Annotated in this window: 17 protein-coding genes; 10 read left to right on the top strand and 7 right to left on the bottom strand. The window is 72.0% G+C overall.

Annotated elements, in window-relative coordinates; translation table 11 throughout:
- Positions 1-13 precede the first annotated feature (13 nt).
- Complete coding sequence (locus ACFYOP_RS03100) at positions 14-631, bottom strand: sigma-70 family RNA polymerase sigma factor (RefSeq protein WP_356891081.1); 618 nt, start codon at positions 629-631, stop codon at positions 14-16.
- Positions 632-904: 273 nt separating this feature from the next.
- On the opposite strand from ACFYOP_RS03100, the gene ACFYOP_RS03095 reads away from it, so the two are divergent.
- Positions 905-2,083 (top strand): CapA family protein, encoded by a 1,179-nt coding sequence (locus ACFYOP_RS03095; RefSeq protein WP_356891083.1) that lies wholly within the window; start codon positions 905-907, stop codon positions 2,081-2,083.
- Between the two features lie 18 nt (positions 2,084-2,101).
- On the opposite strand, the gene ACFYOP_RS03090 is transcribed toward ACFYOP_RS03095, so the two are convergent.
- Positions 2,102-2,560 carry a universal stress protein gene (locus ACFYOP_RS03090; RefSeq protein ID WP_388450888.1) on the bottom strand — a complete coding sequence of 153 codons (459 nt, stop codon included), beginning with the start codon at positions 2,558-2,560 and terminating at the stop codon, positions 2,102-2,104.
- Positions 2,561-2,709: 149 nt separating this feature from the next.
- Here ACFYOP_RS03090 and ACFYOP_RS03085 point away from each other — a divergent pair, with 149 nt between their 5' ends.
- Complete coding sequence (locus tag ACFYOP_RS03085) at positions 2,710-3,543, top strand: polysaccharide deacetylase family protein (protein WP_356891087.1); 834 nt, start codon at positions 2,710-2,712, stop codon at positions 3,541-3,543.
- 7 nt (positions 3,544-3,550) lie between these two features.
- Here ACFYOP_RS03085 and ACFYOP_RS03080 read toward each other — a convergent pair whose 3' ends face one another.
- Complete coding sequence (locus ACFYOP_RS03080; RefSeq protein WP_356891089.1) at positions 3,551-4,198, bottom strand: class F sortase; 648 nt, start codon at positions 4,196-4,198, stop codon at positions 3,551-3,553.
- Between the two features lie 311 nt (positions 4,199-4,509).
- Between ACFYOP_RS03080 and ACFYOP_RS03075 the strand changes: the two genes are divergently transcribed.
- Complete coding sequence (locus ACFYOP_RS03075) at positions 4,510-5,037, top strand: hypothetical protein (protein WP_356891091.1); 528 nt, start codon at positions 4,510-4,512, stop codon at positions 5,035-5,037.
- A gap of 132 nt (positions 5,038-5,169) precedes the next feature.
- Here ACFYOP_RS03075 and ACFYOP_RS03070 read toward each other — a convergent pair whose 3' ends face one another.
- Positions 5,170-5,688 (bottom strand): hypothetical protein, encoded by a 519-nt coding sequence (locus ACFYOP_RS03070; protein ID WP_356891093.1) that lies wholly within the window; start codon positions 5,686-5,688, stop codon positions 5,170-5,172.
- A 169-nt stretch (positions 5,689-5,857) separates the two neighbouring features.
- Positions 5,858-6,403 carry a helix-turn-helix domain-containing protein gene (locus tag ACFYOP_RS03065; protein ID WP_356891095.1) on the bottom strand — a complete coding sequence of 182 codons (546 nt, stop codon included), beginning with the start codon at positions 6,401-6,403 and terminating at the stop codon, positions 5,858-5,860.
- 55 nt (positions 6,404-6,458) lie between these two features.
- Between ACFYOP_RS03065 and pip the strand changes: the two genes are divergently transcribed.
- The 4 genes from pip to ACFYOP_RS03045 all read left to right on the top strand — a co-directional run bounded on the left by pip (position 6,459) and on the right by ACFYOP_RS03045 (position 11,833).
- Complete coding sequence (gene pip / locus ACFYOP_RS03060; protein WP_356891097.1) at positions 6,459-7,421, top strand: prolyl aminopeptidase; 963 nt, start codon at positions 6,459-6,461, stop codon at positions 7,419-7,421.
- A gap of 218 nt (positions 7,422-7,639) precedes the next feature.
- Positions 7,640-8,617: an SCO0930 family lipoprotein gene (locus ACFYOP_RS03055; RefSeq protein ID WP_356891099.1), complete on the top strand. Its 978-nt coding sequence runs from the start codon at positions 7,640-7,642 to the stop codon at positions 8,615-8,617.
- 247 nt (positions 8,618-8,864) lie between these two features.
- Complete coding sequence (locus ACFYOP_RS03050; protein ID WP_356891101.1) at positions 8,865-9,674, top strand: SAM-dependent methyltransferase; 810 nt, start codon at positions 8,865-8,867, stop codon at positions 9,672-9,674.
- Positions 9,671-11,833 (top strand): EAL domain-containing protein, encoded by a 2,163-nt coding sequence (locus ACFYOP_RS03045; RefSeq protein WP_356891103.1) that lies wholly within the window; start codon positions 9,671-9,673, stop codon positions 11,831-11,833. Before ACFYOP_RS03050 ends, ACFYOP_RS03045 begins: the two co-directional genes overlap by 4 nt.
- Here ACFYOP_RS03045 and ACFYOP_RS03040 read toward each other — a convergent pair.
- The gene (locus ACFYOP_RS03040) at positions 11,803-12,723 is read right to left on the bottom strand and encodes a LysR substrate-binding domain-containing protein (protein ID WP_356891105.1); all 921 of its coding nucleotides are present in this window, start codon (positions 12,721-12,723) and stop codon (positions 11,803-11,805) included. The genes ACFYOP_RS03045 and ACFYOP_RS03040 overlap by 31 nt on opposite strands.
- A gap of 83 nt (positions 12,724-12,806) precedes the next feature.
- On the opposite strand from ACFYOP_RS03040, the gene ACFYOP_RS03035 reads away from it, so the two are divergent.
- From ACFYOP_RS03035 to ACFYOP_RS03025, 3 genes are read left to right on the top strand one after another with little or no spacing between them, the layout of a single operon-like run.
- Positions 12,807-13,514: a succinate dehydrogenase gene (locus ACFYOP_RS03035; RefSeq protein ID WP_356891107.1), complete on the top strand. Its 708-nt coding sequence runs from the start codon at positions 12,807-12,809 to the stop codon at positions 13,512-13,514.
- Position 13,515: 1 nt separating this feature from the next.
- Positions 13,516-15,519 (top strand): fumarate reductase/succinate dehydrogenase flavoprotein subunit, encoded by a 2,004-nt coding sequence (locus ACFYOP_RS03030; protein ID WP_356891109.1) that lies wholly within the window; start codon positions 13,516-13,518, stop codon positions 15,517-15,519.
- A complete protein-coding gene (locus ACFYOP_RS03025) occupies positions 15,516-16,262 on the top strand; it encodes a succinate dehydrogenase/fumarate reductase iron-sulfur subunit (protein ID WP_356891111.1) in 747 nt (248 codons plus the stop codon). The genes ACFYOP_RS03030 and ACFYOP_RS03025 overlap by 4 nt, the downstream gene beginning before the upstream one ends.
- On the opposite strand, the gene ACFYOP_RS03020 is transcribed toward ACFYOP_RS03025, so the two are convergent.
- Positions 16,252-17,277 carry an MBL fold metallo-hydrolase gene (locus ACFYOP_RS03020; protein WP_356891210.1) on the bottom strand — a complete coding sequence of 342 codons (1,026 nt, stop codon included), beginning with the start codon at positions 17,275-17,277 and terminating at the stop codon, positions 16,252-16,254. The two genes, ACFYOP_RS03025 and ACFYOP_RS03020, sit on opposite strands and share 11 nt — an antisense overlap.
- Positions 17,278-17,286: the final 9 nt, after the last annotated feature.

The raw sequence follows: 17,286 nt of genomic DNA, 5'->3' as shown, positions 1-17,286 counted from the left end.
AAGGCAGGTTCGCTCAACTCGCCCGTGACGTTCGGCATACGGCCGCCCGGCGCCCGCGACCGGTGGGGGAGGCGGCCATCACCGTGGCTCGCGGGGCGGACGGGGCGGTGCGCCTGCTGTACCCCGGCAGACAGCGGGCCAGGGCGCGCAGCGCGTAGTGCGAACGGGACTTGACCGTGCCCGGCGGAATGCCGAGGGCCTGCGCGGCCTCGTTGACGCTCATCCCGTGGAAGTAGATCTGGACGAGGACGGCGCGGTGCTCCGGGCTCAGCGAGCCGACCGCGGCCCGCACGTCGAGGGCGGCCACCGCGCTCTCGGTGACGTCGGCCGGGTCGGGCGTGATGGCCAGCACCCCATCGCCTATCTCGGTGGGCCGGGCCATCCGGGAGCGCCGGGCGTCGATGGCGAGCCGGCGCCCCACGGTGAACAGCCAGGGGCGCATGGACTCGTACGGGGCGTCGAAGGCCTCGGGGTGCTGCCAGGCCCTGACCAGTGTCTCCTGCAGCAGGTCCTCGGCGCGCTGCTGGTCACCGTAGGTGAGGCCCAGCAGGAAGCTCAGCAGCGCGGGGCCGTGCTCCCGCTGCAGATCTGCCAATGCCTGCTCGTCGGTCGTCGCGGTCGCGGTCGCCATCGCCTGCACCCTTCTCCGTAGAAGTCCCCTGACACGTGGCGTATACGAACGCATCCCGGCGCGCCGCGACAGACGGTGTGCCGCGGTCTGTCGGCGAACGGTCGCACCGAGCGGCGAATGGTGCGGTGAGCGGTCGACCGGCCTCCGGAGGGTGGATGCGCAGGTCCGTTGCAGCGAACGCGTGGGCCGTGTCGCTTGACTCGGCGCGTCCTCCCCTGTGGATTCGGTTCGTCCGATATTCCGTTAATCACACAAATGGGAGGGTGGTCGGCGATGCCACACGCGCGACCCGCACCACGGGCCACGGCGGCCGTCTGCGCCGTCCTGCTCGCAGGAGCCGCGGGCTGTGCCGGACCCGACCCCGGCCGGCCGAGTCCGGCACAGCCCGCGGCTCCGGGCGCCGCCGCCGCGCCCCGCGGCTTCACCCTCGTGGCCAGCGGGGACGTCCTGCCGCACGACTCGGTCATCGACCGGGCCCGGCTCGACGCCGGCGGCCACGGCTACGACTTCCGCCCCATGCTCGCCGGGGTCGGCCCGGTCGTCTCCCGCGCCGACATCGCCCTGTGCCACATGGAGACCGTCTACGGGGAGAACGGGCACTACACCGGCTACCCGAGCTTCAAGTCCCCGCCGGAGATCGCCGCCGCGCTCGCCCACACCGGCTACGACTCGTGCTCCACCGCCTCCAACCACACACTCGACGACGGCGCCGCCGGAGTGCGGCGCACCCTGGACGCCCTCGACCGCGCGGGCGTCCGGCACGCCGGCTCCGCCCGCACCCCGCGGGAGGCGGACCGGCCGGCCTGGCTCACGGCCGGCAGCGCCAGGGTGGCCCACCTCGCCTACACCTACGGCACCAACGACATCCCGCTGCCGCAGGGGCAGCCCTGGGCCGTCGACCTCCTCGACGAGCGTCAGGTCGTCGCCGACGCCCGCGCCGCCAGGGCCGCCGGCGCCGACGTCGTGGTCGTCAGCCTCCACTGGGGCACCGAATGGCAGACCGAGCCCGACCGGCGGCAGCTGGACCTCGGCCGGTCCCTCACCGCCTCCACGACCGGCGGGCGCCCCGACATCGACCTGATCCTCGGCACCCACGCCCATGTGCCCCAGGCGTACGAGAAGGTCAACGGCACCTGGGTCGTCTACGGCATGGGCGACCAGATCGCCGGCGACATGATCAACCACTGGGGCGAGCAGGACCCCCGGGGCAACCAGGGCACCCTTGCCCGCTTCACCTTCTCGCCGCCCGCCGCCCCCGGCGCCCGCTGGGAGGTCACGAAGGCCGAGTACATCCCCCAGTGGATGGACACCGCCGCCGGCCGGGTCGTCAACCTGCCGGACGCGATCCGCCGCGAAGGCCCCCGCGCCGACTACGCCGCCGCCCAGCAGGCCGTCACCGAGGCGGTCCTCGGCCGCGGCGCGGCCCGGGACGGCCTCACCATGGGCCGCTGAGCAGGGGTTTCCGCGAGGTTACGGAACCACCGTCACCGGCCACCGCCCGGCCTTCACCAGCCGCACCGCCACCGACCCGACGAACCGGTGCCCGGCCGACTCGGACGCGCCCACCACCACCGCGTCCGCCCGCAGCTCGTCCGCCGCCGCCACCAGCCCGGCGTACGGGTCCCCGCGGCGGGTGTGGAACTCCCAGCGGACGTCCCAGATCCCGTGCACCCGCTCGGCAGCCGCCCGGACCTCCTCCACCAGCTCCTCGGCGATCTCCCCCGTCGGGTCCGGGACCGGCATCCCCAGGGCGGCCCCCGCCGGCATCACCGGCTGCACGTAGACGATCGCGAGCAGCGCGTTCTGCCGCCGGGCGAGACCGCTCGCGTACGCGGCGGCGCGCAGCGAGGAGTCGGAGCCGTCGAGGCCGGCGACGATCACCTTCGGACCGTCGGTGCCCCGTTCGAACCGGTGCGCTGTCACACCCACGAGGTTACCCACGCCGGTCACCCACGAGGCCGGCGACGCCGGCCAGCCGGCGTCGCCGCGCGTCCGCGCACTGCTCTCATCGGGTGCTTTCGCCGGTGCAACCGGTGTTGATCGACCCGTCATGGCGGCGGTCGTGCGAGCAGTGGCCCATGACGAAGGATCAGTCGCCTCCCGGCCGCCGCTCGGTGTTCCGCATCGCCGCCTGCCTCGGCGCCGCCGCCGTCGGCGGCCTGCTCGTCAGCGAGCGGGCCGAGACCCCGGGACGCCTACCCGCCGCCGGGACGGCCGGGGGCCCGCAGGCCGCCCCTCCGCCGGCGGCCACCTCCTACCGGCTGCGGCCCCTGGCGGCGTACGCGGTGCCCGCACTGCGGCGCGCCAGGCCGCCGGTGCGCGAGCGGCCCTTCCTCGAGGTCACGGACATGGGCCGCACGATGGTGCTCACCTTCGACGACGGCCCCGACCCCCGCTACACCCCGGACATCCTCGCCGTCCTGCGCGAGCACGGGGTGCGGGCGATGTTCTTCGTGTGCGGCGAGATGGCGACCGCCCACCGCGACCTGCTGCGCGAGATGGCCGACGACGGCCATGTGGTCGGCAACCACACCTGGTCCCACCCGCTGGTCCCGAAGCTGCCGCCGTCCAGGATCCGCGACCAGCTCGGCCGCACCAGCGAGGTGATCGAGAGGTCCGTGGGCCAGGCGCCGCTGTGGTACCGCGCGCCCTACGGCGCCTGGAACAAGCACTCGTTCGAGATCGGCGCCGAGCTCGGCATGGAGCCGCTCGGCTGGACGCTCGACACCCTCGACTGGACCCGGCCGGGCACCACGACCATCGTCCGGCGGGTGCTGCGCGGCGCCGCCCCCGGCGTGGTGGTGCTCTCGCACGACGCGGGCGGCAACCGCTCGCAGAGCGTCGCGGCGCTGCGCCGCTATCTGCCGAAGCTGCTCGACGACGGCTACCGGATCACGGTGCCGCGCCACTGACGCACCGTCAGAGCGCCTTGACCATCCGGGCGAAGACCACCACGTTGCCGTCGTAGCCGTCCGCCTTGGAGTATCCGCCGCCGCAGGTGATCACCCGCAGCTCCGGCTGCCCCGTGTCGGCGTACACCCGGACGCCGGGGAAGTCGTACTTGGAGAAGACCTCGACGCCGTACACCTCGAAGACGGCGACGCGCCCGTCGAAGCGGGGCACCTCGATCCGGTGGCCCGGCTTGACGGAGCCGAGGCCGTAGAAGACGGCGGGGCCCGCCTGGTTGTCGACGTGGCCCACGACGACGGCGGTGCCCCGCTGGCCCGGCGAGATGCCGTTCTGGTACCAGCCGGCGAGATTGGGGTCGCGCGGCTCGGGCGCCGCCACCCAGCCGTCCTGGTCCAGGCCGACGTTCACGATCGGGGCGTCCACCTTGATGGAGGGGATGCGCACCCGCTTGGCCGCCGCGTACGGCAGCGGTTCGAGCGGTACGGGCAGGAACACCTCGCCCGCCCTGGCGTGCGAGGCGGCGGCCGCCGGCTGAGGCGGTCCGAGACCCACGTCCACACCGTTCTTGACCAGAGCGATGCCGGTGAGCATCGCCAGAGCCAGTACGCCCCAGGGCGAGCGCCTCCTCGGCTCCCAGCCGTACTTGTCCTGGCCCATGGTTCTCCCTTCGCGCGCTTGTGGGCACGCTAAGCGGGGTGCGGGGCTCCGGCGAGGGGGAAAGCGCGAACGGGTGGCCGGGGCCAGTCGAGATGACCCATCCGTGTAAGAGGCCCGATAAAACTTCTGACGGTGCGTGACCTGCGGGTCCGTCAGGTGGCGGGGTGCTTCGTCGGCGTGTCGCCTCACCGGGGTGGACCAAGGCCGAAATGCGATGAAAGCACCGTCCGGTGATCGTTCGTCATGGAAGACGTACTCGTCGATCATCCCGGAGCGCCGCTTTGGGGCGTCTTCCTTCTGGAGGTTCAACGATGCGTGCCTCACGCGCTCTCGCAGCGACGGTGACCGCTTTCGCGGCCGTCGGACTGTGCGCTCCCATGGCCGTCGCCGGTGGCGGCAACGGCCCCAGGAACGTTCAGGTCAGCCCGTCCTCGGTCCACCAGGGCGGCATCCTGACCATCACCGTCGACGGCTGCCACCGTGGCGGTGTGGTCAGCTCCAACGCGTTCCCGGACGCCACGCTCTCCAACCGCGACCGGGACCATGACCGGGACCGGGCAGGCGGTGACAGGGGCGGCGAGTCGGTCGCCACGGCCCGGGTCCGCGACAACGCGACCCCGGGGAACTACAGCCTGACGGTCAGGTGCAACGACAACCCGCAGACCGCCACCGCTTCGTTCCGGGTGCTGCCCGGCCGCGCCGCGACGGGCGGTCTCGGCGGTTCGATCGGCCCGACCGACGCAGAGATGGCGATCGGCGCGGGTCTGGTCGCCACGGCGGCCGTGGGCGGCAGCCTGTTCATCGTCCGCCGCCGTCGCACGGTCGGCGGTCCGGCCTGACCGGTTGAACCTCCCGGTCCGGCCGCAACCGCCCGTCGCCCCGGGTCCTGAACGGGACCCGGGGCGACGGGCGGTCGGCGTCTGTGGCTGGGGCACCGGCGAGGTGCGGGGGAGCGTGGGCGGCCGGGCCCATCAGTGCCGGCGGTCGGCCGACCGCCGACGCACCACGAGCACCGTCGCGGTGGCCGCGGCGGCGACCAGCGCGCCGCCGGCGGCGATCTCCGCGGCGTTCATGCCTTCGAAACTGCCGCCGATGCCGCCGCGGACGCCCGCGGGCGGGGTGGTCGTGCGCGTGGAGCTGGCCGTGGGGCTGGCGGTGGTGCCGGAGATCGTGAGGTTCAGGGTGCCGATCCGTCCGACGCAGTTGAACTGCACCGTGTAGACGGCGCCCGGCTTGGCGTCCCAGTCGACGACGGCCGTCGCGGCACCGTTGCGGGGGACGCTGACGGTGTCGAACACGGCGGAAGTGACGGTGGTACTGCTCGGGCAGCCGCCCGCGGTCAGCGTGACCCGGCCGCCCGCCGCGACGGTCGAGGGTGTGACATTGAAGTCGTACGGCGTGTTGTTGACGGCCATGGCCGTGGGGGCCGCCGTCACAGCGAGTGCGGCCGCTCCGAGCAGAGCGGCGGATGCGGCACGTATCGCGCGCATGGTGGTCCTCCGGTCCCGAGGAGCAGTCGCGGAACGATTTCCGCAGGGGTCGGAAAATGCACCTCGATCACCGAAACGCTAAAAGGGGTGTCTGGTCTCCGCGATCGGTGTAGGGCAAACGGGTCATTTCACTGATCCACGCAGGCGAGACGGCAGGTGTGTCGGCGTTTCAGCGGGCGGGCGGGGTGAGATGGGGCGCCGCGTCCAGGATGCGTTCGCGCATGGGCCGCCGCCGCAGGGCCTCCAGTGCCTCGCCGATCAGCTCGCTCAGCGGGAACGGGAGCTCGGCCTCGAAGGCCGCCGCAGCCGCGGCCGTCGCCCGCCACTCGGCGTCCAGTGCGGGCAGCAGGGACTCGGCCCGCGTTGTGAGGGACGCGATGCGTCGGCGCCCGTCGCTGCCGGGCCCGACCGTCACCAGGCCGTCCTTGACCAACTGGGCCACGGTCTGGCTCGCCGCCGAGTGCGTCACGCCGGTGGCCGCGGCAAGGTCCTGGATGGAGCGGGGGCCGTCGGCGGCCAGTGCGCGCAGGACCGGGGCGTAGCGCGGGCGGACGCCTTCGAGGCCCAGGTCCTCGTAGACGGCCGCCACGCCGGCGTCGAGCCGGGCCAGCAGGAGGCGCAGTCGGGTGCCGAGCAGCTCGGGGCCGGGGGAGGGGGCGTGGGCGCCGGAGGTCCGGGCGTCCTGATCCTGGGGGTCTTGGTCTGGCCTGGTCACGGGGATAATGTAACAGCGCTGTTGTAATTTTGGGGAACCGGAAGGGCGTCGGGCCATGGCAGAGCTGTATCCGCCGATCGAGCCGTACGAGCAGGGGATGCTGGACGTGGGCGACGGGAACCTCGTCCACTGGGAGGTGTGCGGCAACCCGCGGGGCAAACCGGCCCTCGTCGTGCACGGCGGGCCCGGGTCCGGCTGCAATCCCCGGATGCGGCGGTACTTCGACCCCGACGCCTACCGGATCGTGCTGTTCGACCAGCGAGGCTGCGGACGCAGCACACCGCACGCGGCCGACCCGGCCGCCGACATGCGGCACAACACCACCGGCCGTCTGCTCGCCGACATGGAGCGGTTGCGCGAGCACCTGGACATCGAGCGCTGGCTCCTCTACGGAGGCTCGTGGGGCTCGACGCTGCTCCTGGCCTACGCCGAGCGCCATCCGTCGCGGGTGACGGAGATCGTCGTCAGCGGTGTCACCACCACCCGCCGGCGGGAGACCGACTGGCTCTACCGAGGCGTCGGCCGCTTCTTCCCCGAGCAGTGGGACCGCTTCCGCGCCGGCGTCCCCGAGGCCGAGCGCGGCGGTGACCTGGTGGCCGCGTACGCCCGGCTGATGGAGAGCGACGACCGCGCGGTGCGCGAGAAGGCCGCCGACGACTGGTGCCGCTGGGAGGACGCCGTGCTGTCCCTGGAACCGGGCGGCGGGCCCGACGTCTACAGCGGCCGGCCCTCGCAGGCGCGGATCGCGCTGGTGCGGATCGCGGCCCACTATTTCGCGCACGGCGCGTGGCTCGAGGAAGGGGCGCTGCTGCGCGACGCGGGGCGTCTGAATGGAATTGCCGGAGCGCTCTTCCACGGCCGGCTCGATCTGAGTTCACCGCTGGAGACCGCGTGGGAACTCGATCGCGTCTGGACCGACGCGGAGCTGGTGGTCGTGGACGACTCGGGTCACAAGGGTAGTGCCACGATGCGAAGCCTCGTCATCGGCGCTCTGGAACGATTCCGGTACACCGAGTGACTGGCGCGCCTGTCGAGGCAGTTGAGATCCAGCCATTTCTTCGGGGGTTCCACTTGGGCGGAATTCACCTGTTGGAAGGGGGATTTCGACCCTTCGCGGTCGTGACGCCGAAGATTCTTTGAAAGCGGTTGAACACGCGCTGCCCTCCCGTCCGTACCTAGAGCCATGAACGGCGCACTCGCGGCGCCGGACCGGATGGATGAACTACGGGAGTGGACATGAACACCTGGCGGAACGCCTCGCTCGCGGTGACTGCGACGGCCGTACTCGCGCTGACGACGGCGTGCGGTCAGGACAAGGGCACCGAGACGCCCAACGGTCAGGCGGTCGGTGCGGCCAACCCGGCCGCACAGCCCGGCAACGGCTACGGCTCCGACGCCGGTTACGGCGAGGCCGCCGGCGGTGAGGCGGCCGCCGCCGAGCCGGCCGGGCAGCTCGCGGTCTGGGAGAGCGCGGAGCTCGGCAAGGTCGTCGCCGACAGCGCGGGCCTCACTCTCTACCGGTTCGACAAGGACACCGCCAAGCCGCCGAAGTCGAATTGCGAAGGCGACTGCGCGAAGACCTGGCCCGTCGTGGCGGCCGGCGGCGCCTCCGCCGCGCCCGGCGTCGACCCCTCCCTGATCGGCGAGGTCACCAGGGCGGACGGCACCAAGCAGCTCACCATCGACGGCTGGCCGATGTACCGCTACGCCAAGGACACCAAGGCCGGCGACGTCAAGGGGCAGGGGATCGGCGGCACTTGGTACGCGGCCGCACCCGACGGCAAGAAGGCGGCCTCGGGCGCGGGCGGCGAGGCCGGCGGCGACGAGGCCGCCGAGCCGGCCGACCTCGCGGGGCTTTCCGTACGCAAGGACCCGAAGCTCGGCGAGATCGTGGTCGACAAGAACGGCATGACCGTCTACCGGTTCATGAAGGACTCCGCCTGGCCCATGAAGACCGCCTGCACCGGCGAGTGTCTGGAGAAGTGGCCCGTCGTGGCGCCCGTCGACAAGAACGACATCAAGGGCATCAAGGTTTCCGAGCGGGGCAACGTCACCTTCGACCGCCCCGACGGGATCGTGCAGCAGACCATCGACTGCTGGCCCATCTACACCTTCAAGGGCGACGCCAAGGCCGGTGACACCAACGGACAGGGCGTCGGCGGCACCTGGTACGCCGTCTCGCCCGAGGGCAAGCCGGTCGGAGCGCCCAAGTAGTCCCCACGCCGCGCCTCCGGCCAGCGCCGGCCCGCCGCACGCCTCGCGCGTGACGGCGGGCCGTCGCATGTGCGCTGCGGATGTGACGAAGTCTGTTGCCAAGGGCGAGTGACGAGGAGGTGTGACCAAGAACGGACCGCTAATTTCCGTTTGGGGTCGCCCTCTTGGCGGGCGATCAGTAGCCTCGGCTCGAACGCCGGCCATGAACACGGCCGAACTCCCCCGTGGCGACTTGTTGGAGACATCGATGGAGCGTCCCGCCTGGGCCCCGCAGGGCATCGACATATCGGTGCCGAGCGTGTCCCGCATCTATGACTTCTATCTGGGCGGCTCCCACAATTTCGAGGTCGACAGGGCGGCCGCGCGCAAGGCCATGGAGTTCATGCCGGGACTCCCCAAGATCATGCAGGCGAACCGGGCGTTCATGCGCCGGGCCGTCAATTACGCGGTGGACACGGGCGTCACCCAGTTCCTCGACATCGGCTCCGGCATACCGACCTTCGGCAATGTCCACGAGGTCGCCCGCCGGGCCACGCCCGACGCACGGGTCCTCTACGTCGACAACGACCCGGTGGCCGTCGCGCACAGCCGCGCGGTGCTCGACGGGGACGAGCGGTCGGGCGTCGTCGCCGCCGATCTGCGCAAGCCCCGGCAGATCCTGGACAGTCCGGAGGCCGCACTGCTCGATCTCGAGCGGCCGGTGGCCCTGCTGCTGGTCGCCGTACTCCACTTCATCGAGGAGGACGACGACCCGTACGCGGCGGTGGCCGAGCTGCGTGACGCGCTGGCCCCGGGCAGTCTGCTGATGCTCACCCACGCCTCGTTCGAGGGCATCCCGGTGCCCCCCGAGCAGGCGGGCGGCACCGTCGAGGTGTACCGGAGCATCCGCAACCCGCTGGTGATGCGCTCGCGCGAGCAGATCACCCGGTTCTTCGACGGCTGCGAGATGGTCGAACCGGGCCTGGTGTCCATGCCGGACTGGCGGCCGGACGGCCCGGTCGACCAGGAGGATCCGTATGCCTTCTCCGGCTTCGCCGGCGTGGGGCGCAAGGCGTGAGGCATACGTCAGAGGCGGACGCCGCGGAGGGACATCCGGGCGTGCTGGAGGACCGGCTGCGGCGGTTCGCGACGATCTGGAGCCGGGCGATCTTCCCCGCCACGGCCACGTCGCTGACCCGACCCGAGTTCGAACAGCATCTGCTGCCGCTCGCCCGCGAGTTGAGCAGCGCGCTCCATGCCCGCCCGTTCACCGCGCAGACCGCCCAGCAGGTGGGCGCCGCGCTCGTCGGCGCGCACTGCACCGACCCGGACGCGCTGAGCCGCACCCTCGGCGTGATCGACGCCTACCTGGTGCTCTACTGCGGTGACCCCGACCGGAGCGCGGAGGAGAGCCGGGCCCGCTGCGCGCGGCTGCAGCACGCGCTCGCCGCGGGCTTCGCCCAGGCGCTGCGTGAACGCACCCTCGCCGAGCAGGAGTCCATCGCCCGCTCCGCGCTGCTGGCCCGCAGCGAGGCCCTGGACGCGATGCACGCCACAGAGGTGCGCTTCCGCGCGGTCTTCGAGGGCGCCGCGATCGGCATCGGCATCGCCGACCTCGAGGGCAACGTCCTGGAGGTCAACGACACCCTGACCCAGATGTTCGGCGGCCTGGAGAACCACGTCCGCGGCCGCAAGGTCACCGACTGGGCCCACCCGGAGGACCGGCCGCAGGTGTGGGAGCTGTACCGGGAGCTGGTCAGCGGCGAGCGGGAGGACTACCGGGTCGAGAAGCCCTTCTACCGCAACGACGGCACCGTCCTGTGGACCAACCTGACCGTCTCCCTGCTGCGGGACCCCGACGGCCGCCCGCAGTATCAGCTGGCGCTGTTCGAGGACACCACCGAGCGCCGGCTGCTCAACCTGCGGCTGCGGTACGAGGCCACCCACGACGCGCTGACCGGGCTGCCCAACCGCACCCTGTTCTTCGAGCGGCTGGAGAAGGCCGTCGGCGCCGGCAACGGCTCCCGCTTCGGGCTGTGCTACCTCGACCTCGACGGATTCAAGACCATCAACGACAGCCTCGGCCACGCCACCGGCGACCGGCTGCTGGTCGAGGTCGCCGACCGGCTGCAGAGCTGCGCCACCGCGCCGGGCGAGATGGTCGCCCGGCTGGGCGGCGACGAGTTCGTCGCGCTGACCACCGGGCCCGACACACAGTCCGAGGTCGACGAGCTCGCCGGCCGCATCCTGAACGCCCTGTCGACCCCGATCCGCGTCGACGGGCGGGAGTTCACCGTGCGCGGCAGCATCGGCATCGTCGAAGGTCCGGCCGGGGAGCGGACCAGCGCCGAGGTGCTGCGCAGCGCCGACATCACCATGTACCGGGCCAAGTCCGCCGGCGGCAACCGCTTCGAACTCGCCGACCCGGAGGCCGACGCCCGCGCCATCACCCGGCACGGCCTGACCAACGCGCTGCCCGCCGCCCTGGAGCGCGGTGAGTTCTTCATCGAGTACCAGCCGCTGGTCCATCTCGGCGACGGCAGCGTGCACGGCGCGGAGGCCCTGGTGCGCTGGTGCCACCCGCAGCACGGGGTGCTCGGCCCCGACCGGTTCATCCCGCTCGCGGAACACACCGGGCTGATCGTGCCGCTGGGCCGCTGGGTCCTCCAGGAGGCCGTACGCCAGGCCCGGTTCTGGAGCAGGCGGCACACCGACGGCGGACCGCTGCGGATCAACGTCAACCTCTCACCGGCCCAGCTCCAGCATCCCGGGCTGGTGGCCGACACCGTCGACGTGCTGGAGCGCTCCGGCCTCGAACCCGGCGCGCTGTGCCTGGAGGTCACCGAGTCGGCGCTGATCGGCGCCGACGAGGACCGGCTCAAGCCGCTGCGGCAGCTGGCGGAGATGGGCGTCGACATAGCGCTCGACGACTTCGGCACCGGCTACTCCAACCTCGCCAATCTGCGCCGGCTGCCGGTGAGCATCCTGAAGCTGGACCGTTCCTTCACCCAGGGCATGCAGCGCCACCCCGCCGACCCCGTCGACCTCAAGATCGTCGAGGGCATAGTGTCGCTCGCCCACAGCCTGGAACTGGCCGTCACGGTCGAGGGCGTGGAGACCGCAGCGCAGGCGGAGCAGCTGCGGGAGATCGGCTGCGACACCGCCCAGGGCTGGTACTACGCGCGTCCCGGCGCCCCCGACCGGATTCACTCCCTGGTGCTGGCGGACGCGGTCTGACGCCTGCGTACGGCCCGCGAGTCCAGCAGCACCCGCTGCAGCTCGCGGGCCGCCCGCGGCGGCGCGACATCGCTGCGGTGCGCCAGCCCGATGGTCCTGCGCAGCCCCGGCCCGGCGAGCGCGGTGACCCGCAGGTCGCCGCCCGCGCCCTCGGCCACCATGGCGGGGACGACGGCGGCCCCGAGGCCCGCCCTGACGAACCCGAGCACGGCGTCCATCTCGCCGCCCTCCACGGTGAACGACGGCTCGAACCCCTCGGCCCGGCAGGCGGCCACCGTCAGGTCACGCAGGTCGTAGCCGTGCCGGAACATCACCAGCGGCTCACCGGCGAGGTCGGCGATCCGCAGCGGTGTGGGCGGTGCGGGCGCGGCCGGTGAGGAGATCACGACCAAGTCCTCCCGCAGCAGCTCGACCGTGCTCAGCGCGGGCGACGAGGACGGCAGCGGCAGCACCACGAGCGCCAGGTCGAGCGCGCCGCGCGCCAGTGCCCGTACCAGATCGTGGGAGCCGGACTCCTCGACGAGGATCTCGATGCCCGGGTGCAGATCGTGGAAGGTGCGCAGCACCTGGGGCAGCAGACCGGTGCACAGGCTCGGCGTCGCACCGAGCCGCACCCGGCCGCGGCGCAGCTGGGCCACCTCCTGCACCTCGCGGCGGGCCGTCTCGGTGTCGGCGAGGATCCGGCGGGCGAGCGGGAGCAGCGCCTGACCGGCGTCGGTGAGGGCGATGTTGCCCCGGGCGCGGCGGAAGAGGTCCGCGCCCAGTTCCTGTTCCAGCGCCCGGATCTGCTGGGAGAGCGACGGCTGGGAGACATGCACCCGCTCCGCGGCCCGGGTGAAGTGAAGGGTCTCTGCGACCGCGGTGAAGTAGCGGAGCTGCTGGAGCTGCATGGATCCATCATAGGACCTGGCTATGAACAGCAGCCGGATCATGTCTTGGACCTCTGATGGTCCCGGCCCCTAGCGTCACCACCATGGCTCTGGCAACGCGGACGGAACGACAACCGTCCATGACACGCACCTTCTGGCGCTCGACCGTCGGCAAGAAGACGGTCATGGCCGTCAGCGGTCTGATCATGCTCGGCTACCTCGTCGCCCATGTGATGGGCAACCTCAAGATCTTCTTCGGGCCGGACGAGTTCAACGCCTACGGCCACTGGCTGCGCACCATGGGCGCCCCGCTCCTGCACCACTCCTGGGCGCTGTGGATCGTCCGCGTCGTGCTGCTCGCCGCCGTCGTCGCCCACGCGGTCAGCGCGTACCAGCTCAGCCGGCGCGACATCAGGGCCCGGCCCACCGCGTACGTGCACAAGCGCCGAGGCGCGAGCTACGCCACCCGCACCATGCGCTGGGGCGGCGTCATCCTGGCGCTGTTCATCGTCTGGCACGTCCTCGACCTGACCACCGGCACCGTCCACCCCGGCGGTTTCGAGGAAGGGCGCCCCTACCAGAACGTCGTGGACACCTTCTCCACCTGGTACGGCAACGTGATCTATGTCGTCGCCATGCTGGCCGTCGGACTGCACGTCCGGCACGGCTTCTGGAGCGCCGCGCAGACCCTCGGCGCCGGCGACGCCCGCCGCGACCGCGCCCTGAAGGCCGTCGCAGGCGGCCTGGCCCTCGCGCTGACCGCCGGATTCGTCTCCGTACCCGTCGCCGTCATGACCGGATTGGTGAGCTGACATGACGTACCCCGACTACGCCGACTACGAGGTCGGCGCGCCGATCGCCGACACCAGGGCCCCCGACGGACCGGTCGCGGAACGCTGGGCCAGGCGCCGCTTCGAGGCCAAGCTCGTCAACCCGGCCAACCGCCGCGGCCACACCGTCATCGTCGTCGGCACCGGTCTCGCGGGCGGCGCCGCCGGCGCCACACTCGCCGAACAGGGCTACCACGTGGAGCAGTTCTGCTACCAGGACTCCCCGCGCAGGGCCCACTCGATCGCCGCGCAGGGCGGCATCAACGCCGCCAAGAACTACCGCAACGACGGCGACTCCGTCCACCGGCTGTTCTACGACACCGTCAAGGGCGGCGACTTCCGCGCCCGCGAGTCCAACGTCCACCGCCTCGCCGAGATCTCCGTCGAGATCATCGACCAGTGCGTCGCCCAGGGCGTTCCCTTCGCCCGCGAGTACGGCGGACTGCTCGACACCCGCTCCTTCGGCGGCGTCCAGGTCTCCCGCACCTTCTACGCCCGCGGGCAGACCGGCCAGCAACTGCTGCTCGGCGCCTACCAGGCCCTCTCCCGCCAGATCGCGGCCGGCAACGTCACGCTGCACGCACGCACCGAGATGCTCGACCTGATCGTCGTCGGCGGACGCGCCCGCGGCATCGTCGCCCGCGACCTGGTCACCGGCGAGATCTCCACGCACTTCGCCGACGCCGTGGTCCTCGCCACCGGCGGCTACGGCAACGTCTTCTACCTGTCGACCAACGCCATGAACTCCAACGCCACCGCCGTCTGGCGGGCCCACCGCCGCGGCGCGTACTTCGCCAACCCCTGCTTCACCCAGATCCACCCCACCTGCATCCCGCGCACCGGCGACCACCAGTCCAAACTGACGCTGATGAGCGAGTCACTGCGCAACGACGGCCGCATCTGGGTGCCCAAGGCGCGCGGCGACGCCCGCCCGCCGAACGAGATCCCCGAGGAGGAACGCGACTACTACCTGGAGCGGATCTACCCGGCCTTCGGCAACCTCGTCCCCCGCGACATCGCCTCACGGGCGGCCAAGAACGTCTGCGACGAGGGCCGCGGCGTCGGCCCCGGCGGCCAGGGCCAGGGGGGCGGGGCCGAAGGCTCCTCGGTTGAGGGCGGTGGTGGGCGACGGGAGGGCGTCTACCTGGACTTCGCCGACGCCGTCGCGCGGATGGGCAGAGACAGGGTCGAGGAGAAGTACGGCAACCTCTTCGAGATGTACGAGCGGATCACCGCGGAGAACCCGTACAAGGTCCCGATGCGGATCTACCCGGCCGTCCACTACACGATGGGCGGACTCTGGGTCGACTACGACCTGCAGACCACGGTCCCCGGCCTCTTCGCCATCGGCGAGGCCAACTTCTCCGACCACGGCGCCAACCGCCTCGGTGCCTCCGCCCTCATGCAGGGCCTCGCCGACGGCTACTTCGTCCTGCCGTCCACTCTCAACGACTACCTCGCCCGCGGCGGCCTCGATGCCGTCGACCCCGCCGACCCGGCGGTCACCGAGGCCGTCGCGGAGACAGAGGACCGGATCAACCTGCTGCTGGCCGTCGACGGGGACCGTACGCCCGACTCCTTCCACCGCGAGATCGGCGAACTCATGTGGGACTTCTGCGGAATGGCCCGCACCGACGAGGGCCTGCGCAAGGCCCTGAGGCGGATCCCGCAGATCCGCGAGGAGTTCTGGCGCCGGATCAAGGTCCCGGGCACCGGTGAGCAGTTCAACCAGTCGCTGGAGAAGGCCAACCGCGTGGTCGACTATCTGGAGCTCGCCGAGCTGATGTGCCTCGACGCCCTGCACCGCGCCGAGTCCTGCGGCGGCCACTTCCGCGAGGAGTCGCAGACCGCCGACGGCGAAGCCGCCCGCAAGGACGACGAGTTCGCCTACGCGGCCGCCTGGGAGTTCACCGGCGGCGCACCGGTACTGCACAAGGAAGACCTCGTCTTCGAGTACGTCCACCCCACCCAGCGGAGCTACGCATGAAGCTCAACCTGCGCGTCTGGCGCCAGCACGGCCCGGACGCCGAAGGCGCCATGGCCACCTACGAGGTCGACGGCATCTCCCCGGACATGTCGTTCCTGGAAATGCTGGACACCCTCAACGAGGACCTCATCCTGCGCGGCGAGGAGCCCGTCGCTTTCGACCACGACTGCCGCGAGGGCATCTGCGGCGCCTGTTCGCTGGTCGTCAACGGTGACGCCCACGGCCCCGAACGCACCACCACCTGCCAGCTCCACATGCGCTCCTTCCGCGACGGCGACACCATCGACGTCGAGCCGTGGCGGGCCTCGGCCTTCCCCGTCGTCAAGGACCTGGTGGTCGACCGATCCGCCTTCGACCGGATCATCCAGGCCGGCGGCTACATCAGCGCCCCCACCGGCTCGGCCCCCGAGGCCCACGCCACCCCCGTGCCCAAGCCGGACGCCGACTCCGCCTTCGAGCACGCCGAGTGCATCGGCTGCGGAGCCTGCGTCGCGGCCTGCCCCAACGGCTCGGCGATGCTCTTCACCTCGGCCAAGGTGAACCACCTCAATGTGCTGCCGCAGGGCGCGCCGGAGCGGGAGACCCGGGTGCTCGACATGGTCGCGGCCATGGACGACGAGGGGTTCGGCGGCTGCACCCTCACCGGGGAGTGCGCCACCGCCTGCCCGAAGGGCATTCCCCTGCCGTCCATCGCCGCGATGAACCGTGAGTGGCTGCGGGCGACCCGCAAGGTCAGGCGGTAGGCCGCAGATCGGCGCCGTACACCGTCGCGTAGTCGGGCACCACGATCCGGGAGTCGGGGGAGAGCCGGCGGACCGCGGCCGTGAACCCGTCGAGGTCCATCACCGGATCACGCTTCGGCGGCGCGCTCAGCGGCTCCTCGAAGTTGTCCCAGTGCACGGGGACGACCGTCCCCGGGTTCCCGAGCGTGTCCAGCAGCCGCGGCAGGTAGCGGTGCGTGGAGCGGGTCGAGGGCGTCGCGGCCATCAGCACGTCGGGCCGCAGCCCGGCCGCGGACCGCTCGTCGAAGTCGCTGGCGCCCATGAGGAAGAAGGAAGGGCCGCCGGCGACGGTCACCTGGAAGGCGAGCGTGTCGCCCTCCGGGAGATCCGAGATGGTCCGCGGGGCCCGGCTCGGCACGGCGTGGAGGGTGCCCGGCGCGAAGTACGACCACTTCGCGTTGCGGCTGTGGCGGCTCGCCACCACCTCGACCGTGAAACCGTCGAAGTCGAGCACCTCGCCCCCCTTCACCACACTGATCTGCCCGGCGTCCACGCCGAGCGACCGCAGCACGTGGTACGTCGTCTCCGTGCCGACGACCCGGGCGCCGGTCGACGCCGCGATGTACGGCACGTCGCCCAGGTGGTCCCAGTGCGTGTGGCTGACGAGCACCAGCTCCGGACTGCCCGCGTGGCGGGCCACCAGCTCCTTGTCGCAACTCAGCGGGGTGTTCGGGTCGAAGCTCCCCTTCGGGCCGAACAGACCCGTCGGGAAGCGCGTGATGTACGGGTCGAACAGGACGGTCCGGCCGCCGACGCCGATGCGCCAGCCGGACGTGCCGAGCCAGCGCAGCGTGGCCGCGTCGGGACTCGGCGTCTGCGTGGTGCTCCGCGCCGCCCCGGCCGGGCCGGCGTGCGCGGCGCCGGCCGCGGCGGGCAGCAGCGGAACCGCCGCGCCCAGGGCCGCGCCGCGCAGCAGGGTCCGCCGTACGAAGGCCCGTCGTCCGTCGGCGGGCCGCGAGTTCATGGATTCGCTCATCGGGTGTTC

It is taken from the genome of Streptomyces sp. NPDC006294, assembly GCF_042870895.1.
Lineage (GTDB): Bacteria > Actinomycetota > Actinomycetes > Streptomycetales > Streptomycetaceae > Streptomyces.
The sequence above is the reverse complement of the archived record's forward strand: the minus strand, read 5'-3'. Positions and strand labels throughout refer to the sequence as shown.